We start from the raw sequence: 5,005 nt of genomic DNA on the forward strand, positions 1-5,005 counted from the left end.
CAGCCGCAGGAGAACTCGCCGCCGATTAACTGGAATATCCCGTTTGCATTCTCCCTGGGCCTTTTCTCCGGGTTCTCACCCTGCCTGATGGCAATACTCGGATTCATCCTGGTGTACGTCACCGGGTCGGGCAAAGGGCTGAGAAGCAGTCTTCTGAACTCGTTAATATTCGGCCTGGGGCTGGTCGCCGCGTATATCATCATGGGATGCTGCTTCCTGCTGGCGGGGATGTCGCTCGGCGGTTTCGGTCCGTACCTCGCCATCGCGGCGGAGAAAACCTCGAGACAAGTGATCTATATCATTTCCCATTCAGTGAGGGATATAGGGTGTTACTCGAAGCAGCGCAGGCAGCTGATGGTACGACAGAGCCGTATCAGTCTGCCTACGAAATAATGCAACGGGTTCATGATATGATGGAATATAATAACGAAACAATGTACGTTGAGTATATATTTTCTGATCTGTATACCCTAGACCATCCGTCTCCCATAAACGGAAAATATCAAGGGGTCTGCGATGAGTATGGGACCCTGTATACCGCCTTCACCCGCGCACTGGGCATCCCGACGCGATTCCTATCGTTCACCATGGAACTGCCTTCCGGTAATATAACAGGGCATGCTATTGCAGAATCATGGAATGGAAATGCCTGGATCCACTCGGATCCAACATGGGATGTATTTGACAATCCCCAGGTTTACAGGGCAGCGGGAAACAACCACATCAACATCACCATCTACGGTGACGCCGATGACTCCTATTACACGCAGGACCCGAACGACCCAACCGGCGATGGCATTCTCAGGTACGAAGATTTCAGAACGCAGATTCTCCTCGGAGAGGTTCCGAGGTATAACTAACCCTTTTTTATGTCGAAAAGCGTTGTCCTTCTGATGCTCGGTCTCATCCTTGCGGTGCTTGTCTGCAGCATACCCGCAGATGCGGTCGTGACGCCTCTCCCTGGGCAGGGAAACCAGACGGGAATTCTGTTTGGGGTTCACCCGAACGCGAAGACCAACGAGACGATCACCGCATTCATCGCTGAACATGGGGAGATCTGGTGGCATGAGAGCACGTACAACCACACGCATGAGTACGTGTACATCGTGCCGGCGAACGCCTGCGAAGAACAGCTCGTCTATTTAAACAAGATTAGAGCCGATGAACACGGCGGCGAACAGTCCATCGGGCAAATCTGGATTATCGGCTGCGATGAGGCGCTGCCCCTGGCCGCGGAACTCACCTTCCCGAAGATTTTTGCGAAGTACCCGGCGCTCAGCAACGACGGCGGGGTGCGGTCGTACGTCGAGAATCAATCCCCCAACCGCTATGAGGAGATCACGTCCAAACCTTCTCGGGCGCAGGTCTACTTCATCAACGATACCGGCGTGTTCACGGAGTACATCGTCGACCTCTCGGGAGGAGAGATCGTCTCCACCACCTACATCTCGGAAGAGAACCTCACGGTCGGGAGAGCCGAAGCGGAGGCGCAGGTCCTCTCCGGGCAGTCTCCGGGCGCCTGCGTCGAGAACGTCGTGCTGAAAGTCTACGACAGCGACCGGATAGTCTGGGAGATCACCGTTCGGGCCGGTCGGGAGACGGACGTCGTGCAGATCCCCTCGGACCTGGCGCCCGGGCAGTCGCTCCGGACGACGACGCCGGGGTTCGGAACGATCCTCGCGGCTTTTGGCGTAGGGATGAGTTTCGTCCTGTACCGGAAGCGGAGATAGGGTCGGGGCGGCGGATACGCCCTTTGCAAACGCTCCTGTCCGGCATGCGCGCCTGCCCATCCGGGCATGAGGGGGCATCCCGCTCGAACTCCGCTTTGGTGAAACATCGCCCCTCCAGGCGGCACACCTGAAGAACGGGTTGGACCCGGCCTTGTCCCCGGGCCGATCCAAAAAAAAAGTTTACTCTCCCTTCAACATCGCGTTGATCGCCGCAGCTGCCTTCTTCGCCGAGCCCATAGCCTCGATCACCGTCGCCGCGCCGGTGACGATGTCACCGGCGGCGTAGACGTGGGGAATAGACGTCCGACCGTTCTCGTCGACGATGACGTTGCCCTTCCGTCCGCGCTCAAGGCCCGGGATCAGAGAGACAAGGAGCGGGTTCGGGCTTGTGCCGATTGCCTGGATGACCATATCCACATCAAGGGTGAACTCGCTTCCCTCGATCGGCTTTGGAGAGCGGCGACCGCTCGCGTCGATACCGCAGAGGGCCATCTTCACGCACTCGATCCCTGTGACGTGCTGATCGCCAAGGATCCGGACCGGATTGGCGCAGGTGTAAAACTCGATCCCTTCCTCCTTTGCATGAACGACCTCCGCTCTTCGTGCCGGCATCTCTTCTTCGCCGCGCCGGTAGATCAGAAAGACCTTTGCTCCCAGACGGCGTGCCACCCGGGCGGCGTCCATCGCGACGTTGCCGCCGCCGATCACCGCAACGCGAGCCGCATGCAAGACCGGGGTGTCGAACTCCGGGAACGCCTCGGCGTGCATCAGGTTCACCCTCGTCAGGAACTCGTTTGCAGAGTAGACACCGTTTAAGTTCTCGCCGGGGATGCCCATGAACGCGGGGAGCCCCGCCCCGGTCGCGAGGAAGACCGCATCGTAAGAGAGGAGTTCGTCCACGCCGATGCTTCTTCCCACAACGTGATTCTTCTTTAACCGGGCGCCGAGAGCGAGAACCTGGTCGATCTCCGCTTTGACGACATCTTTCGGGAGCCTGAACGCAGGGATGCCGTAGGTCAGAACACCACCGGCCTCGTGGAGCGACTCAAAGATCGTGACGGCGTGACCGGCGCGGGCGAGTTCGGCCGCGGCCGTCAGCCCGGCCGGACCGGACCCAACGACGGCCACACGCCTTCCGGTCGGCTTTGCCACCTCAGGGAGATCGGGCCCGTTTGCCCGTTCCCAGTCGGCCACGAACCGCTCGATCGCTCCGATCCGGATCGGGGCATCTCTGTTGCCGAGGATGCAGACGCCCTCGCACTGTGTCTCCTGCGGGCAGACCCTGCCGCAGATGGCGGGGAGCATGTTCTGCTCCTTGAGTGCCCGTGCAGCTGCCGGGAAGTTGCCTTCCGCGACCTCGCGGATAAACGCGGGGATATCGATGCCGACCGGGCAACCCCGAACACAGAGCGGTCTCTTGCATTGCAGGCACCGCGCCGCCTCGTTGATAGCCTCGTCCGTGGAAAGACCGATATCGACCTCACCAAAGTCGCGGATCCTTACGTCTGCCGGCCGATCACTCATGGCGGTGACCCCCCTCGCCGCACCGGCACCGGTGCTCCGCAAACCGCTCAAGCGAGACCTTCTCCTGTGCGGTATAGATACGCTGGCGCTGCATCAGTTCGTTAAAGTCCACCTGGTGGGCGTCGAACTCGGGACCGTCGACGCAGGCGAACTTCGTCTCCCCACCGACGGTCACCCGGCAGGAGCCGCACATTCCCGTTCCGTCGACCATGATCGGGTTGAGGCTGACGTAGGTCTTCACGTTGTAGGGCACCGTCACGCCAGAGGTGACCTTCATCATGATGGCGGGGCCGATGATCCAGACCCGGTCGAGCGTGCGCTCCTCAAGCAGTTTCTTTAAGACATCACTTGCAAATCCGTGGACGCCCTTGCTCCCGTCATCGGTCGTGATGTAGAGTTCGTCACAGATCTCCCGCATCTCATCCTCGAGGATGAGAAGATCGGCGCTGCGCGCCCCGATGATCCCGATGACGTGGTTGCCGGCATCTTTTAGTTCCTTCGCGATGGGGGGCGTGCTCGCGATCCCGACACCCCCGCCGATGACGCAGCAGGTGCCGTAGTTGGCGATCTCGCTCGGTTTCCCAAGCGGCCCAACGACGTCCGTGATGCGATCGCCCGCACGGAGCGTCGCTAGTTCCTCGGTCGTCTTGCCGACGGTCATAAAGATCACTCTGACAGCGTCTTCCCTGACCGCAGAGATAGTGAGTGGTATCCGCTCGCCCGCCTCGTGCAGGCGCAGGATAAGAAACTGGCCTGCCCGCGCGTGCTGCGCCACATGCGGCGCGCGTATCCAGAATTCATAAACTCGGTCGGCGAGTTTGGTCGCCTTTTCTATTTTATACAACTACTTCACTCCTGACGGTGCTGACCGATCCTAACATCGAGACGCACCCAAACTTTTCATACATATTGTGGCTCCAGCCTCTTTACTTCAGCTATCACATGCAGGCTACTGCCGATCGATGCCGCAGCGATCCTCCGGAGCTTAGACAGATAATCCGGATCCGGACGGGGAATGCGAACGGTTTATCCCCGTGTCCGTCTCAGAGTTAGGTATGCGGAGTCCGGTACGTTGGGGGGTTGCCCTGACCGCCATCGGTGTGGTGATCGCGGTCATAGCGATTCTCACGCTCCCATTCCTCCTCATATACGGCGTCCCGCTCATTGTGCTCGGCCTTGCGCTGATCATCTGGCAAGGGCGCGAAGAAAAGATCGAAGCGATGCAAGAGTGATGCAAGATGATACTGACAACGACTGAAGAGGTGCCGGGCTACGAGATAGGAGAGATCCTCGGCGTGGTCTTCGGCAACACGGTACGAACGAAGCACGTAGGAAAAGACGTCATGGCCGGGTTAAAGAGCCTCGTCGGCGGGGAACTCGAGGAGTACACCGAGATGCTCTCCGACGCACGGACTGAAGCGTACAACCGAATGGCCAACGCCGCACGCGACCTCGGGGCCGATGCGGTCGTGAACATCCGGTTCACCACGTCCCAGACAATGGCGACAGCGGCTGAACTCCTTGCCTACGGGACGGCGGTGAAGCTCGTCCCGAGGAAGAAGTAAGGAAAGCAAGGGTTTTTGGGGTTCCCCGGGTTGGGGGGCCTGATTTTCTTTTTGCTGAGATTCGTAAGTCAACGAAATCCAGATAGTTTCAAAAGCCCTTGAACAAATTTCCATCGGCAATCGTCATGCACTGCCCGCCCCCTTGGGGGCGGAACGACTTTCCCGCAGGGAAAGGAGTTTGAGCAC

At 59.2% G+C, this 5,005-nt stretch carries 7 protein-coding genes; 4 read left to right on the forward strand and 3 right to left on the reverse strand.

Annotated elements, in window-relative coordinates:
* Positions 1 to 263, reverse strand: a 263-nt coding sequence (locus ACI94_RS05575) for a hypothetical protein (RefSeq protein WP_286681193.1), incomplete at its 3' end; no start/stop codon positions are given.
* 63 nt (positions 264 to 326) lie between these two features.
* Between ACI94_RS05575 and ACI94_RS05580 the strand changes: the two genes are divergently transcribed.
* A complete protein-coding gene (locus ACI94_RS05580) occupies positions 327 to 860 on the forward strand; it encodes a transglutaminase family protein (RefSeq protein ID WP_286681194.1) in 534 nt (177 codons plus the stop codon).
* 33 nt (positions 861 to 893) lie between these two features.
* Positions 894 to 1,730: a PGF-CTERM sorting domain-containing protein gene (locus ACI94_RS05585; RefSeq protein ID WP_286681195.1), complete on the forward strand. Its 837-nt coding sequence runs from the start codon at positions 894 to 896 to the stop codon at positions 1,728 to 1,730.
* Between the two features lie 180 nt (positions 1,731 to 1,910).
* Here the strand turns inward: ACI94_RS05585 and gltA are convergent, their stop codons facing one another.
* Together gltA and ACI94_RS05595 are read right to left on the reverse strand one after the other, a co-directional pair.
* Positions 1,911 to 3,254 carry an NADPH-dependent glutamate synthase gene (gene gltA, locus ACI94_RS05590; RefSeq protein ID WP_286681196.1) on the reverse strand — a complete coding sequence of 448 codons (1,344 nt, stop codon included), beginning with the start codon at positions 3,252 to 3,254 and terminating at the stop codon, positions 1,911 to 1,913.
* The gene (locus ACI94_RS05595) at positions 3,247 to 4,098 is read right to left on the reverse strand and encodes a sulfide/dihydroorotate dehydrogenase-like FAD/NAD-binding protein (protein WP_066958527.1); all 852 of its coding nucleotides are present in this window, start codon (positions 4,096 to 4,098) and stop codon (positions 3,247 to 3,249) included. The genes gltA and ACI94_RS05595 overlap by 8 nt, the downstream gene beginning before the upstream one ends.
* Before the next feature lie 211 nt (positions 4,099 to 4,309).
* Between ACI94_RS05595 and ACI94_RS05600 the strand changes: the two genes are divergently transcribed.
* Together ACI94_RS05600 and ACI94_RS05605 are read left to right on the forward strand one after the other, a co-directional pair.
* Positions 4,310 to 4,486, forward strand: a complete 177-nt coding sequence (locus ACI94_RS05600) for a hypothetical protein (protein WP_169795901.1) — start codon at positions 4,310 to 4,312, stop codon at positions 4,484 to 4,486.
* Positions 4,487 to 4,492: 6 nt separating this feature from the next.
* Positions 4,493 to 4,819, forward strand: coding sequence for a YbjQ family protein (locus ACI94_RS05605; RefSeq protein WP_066958529.1), 327 nt, complete (start codon positions 4,493 to 4,495; stop codon positions 4,817 to 4,819).
* Positions 4,820 to 5,005: the final 186 nt, after the last annotated feature.

The sequence above is a fragment of the Methanoculleus sp. DTU007 genome (assembly GCF_001512385.1).
Lineage (GTDB): Archaea > Halobacteriota > Methanomicrobia > Methanomicrobiales > Methanoculleaceae > Methanoculleus > Methanoculleus thermophilus.

Bases quoted from the DNA above. Each gene is read 5' to 3' on its own strand.
- ACI94_RS05605 (WP_066958529.1), top strand. From the start codon at position 4,493: ATGATACTGACAACGACTGAAGAGGTGCCGGGCTACGAGATAGGAGAG.
- gltA (WP_286681196.1), bottom strand. From the start codon at position 3,254: ATGAGTGATCGGCCGGCAGACGTAAGGATCCGCGACTTTGGTGAGGTC.
- ACI94_RS05600 (WP_169795901.1), top strand. From the start codon at position 4,310: ATGCGGAGTCCGGTACGTTGGGGGGTTGCCCTGACCGCCATCGGTGTG.
- ACI94_RS05585 (WP_286681195.1), top strand. From the start codon at position 894: ATGCTCGGTCTCATCCTTGCGGTGCTTGTCTGCAGCATACCCGCAGAT.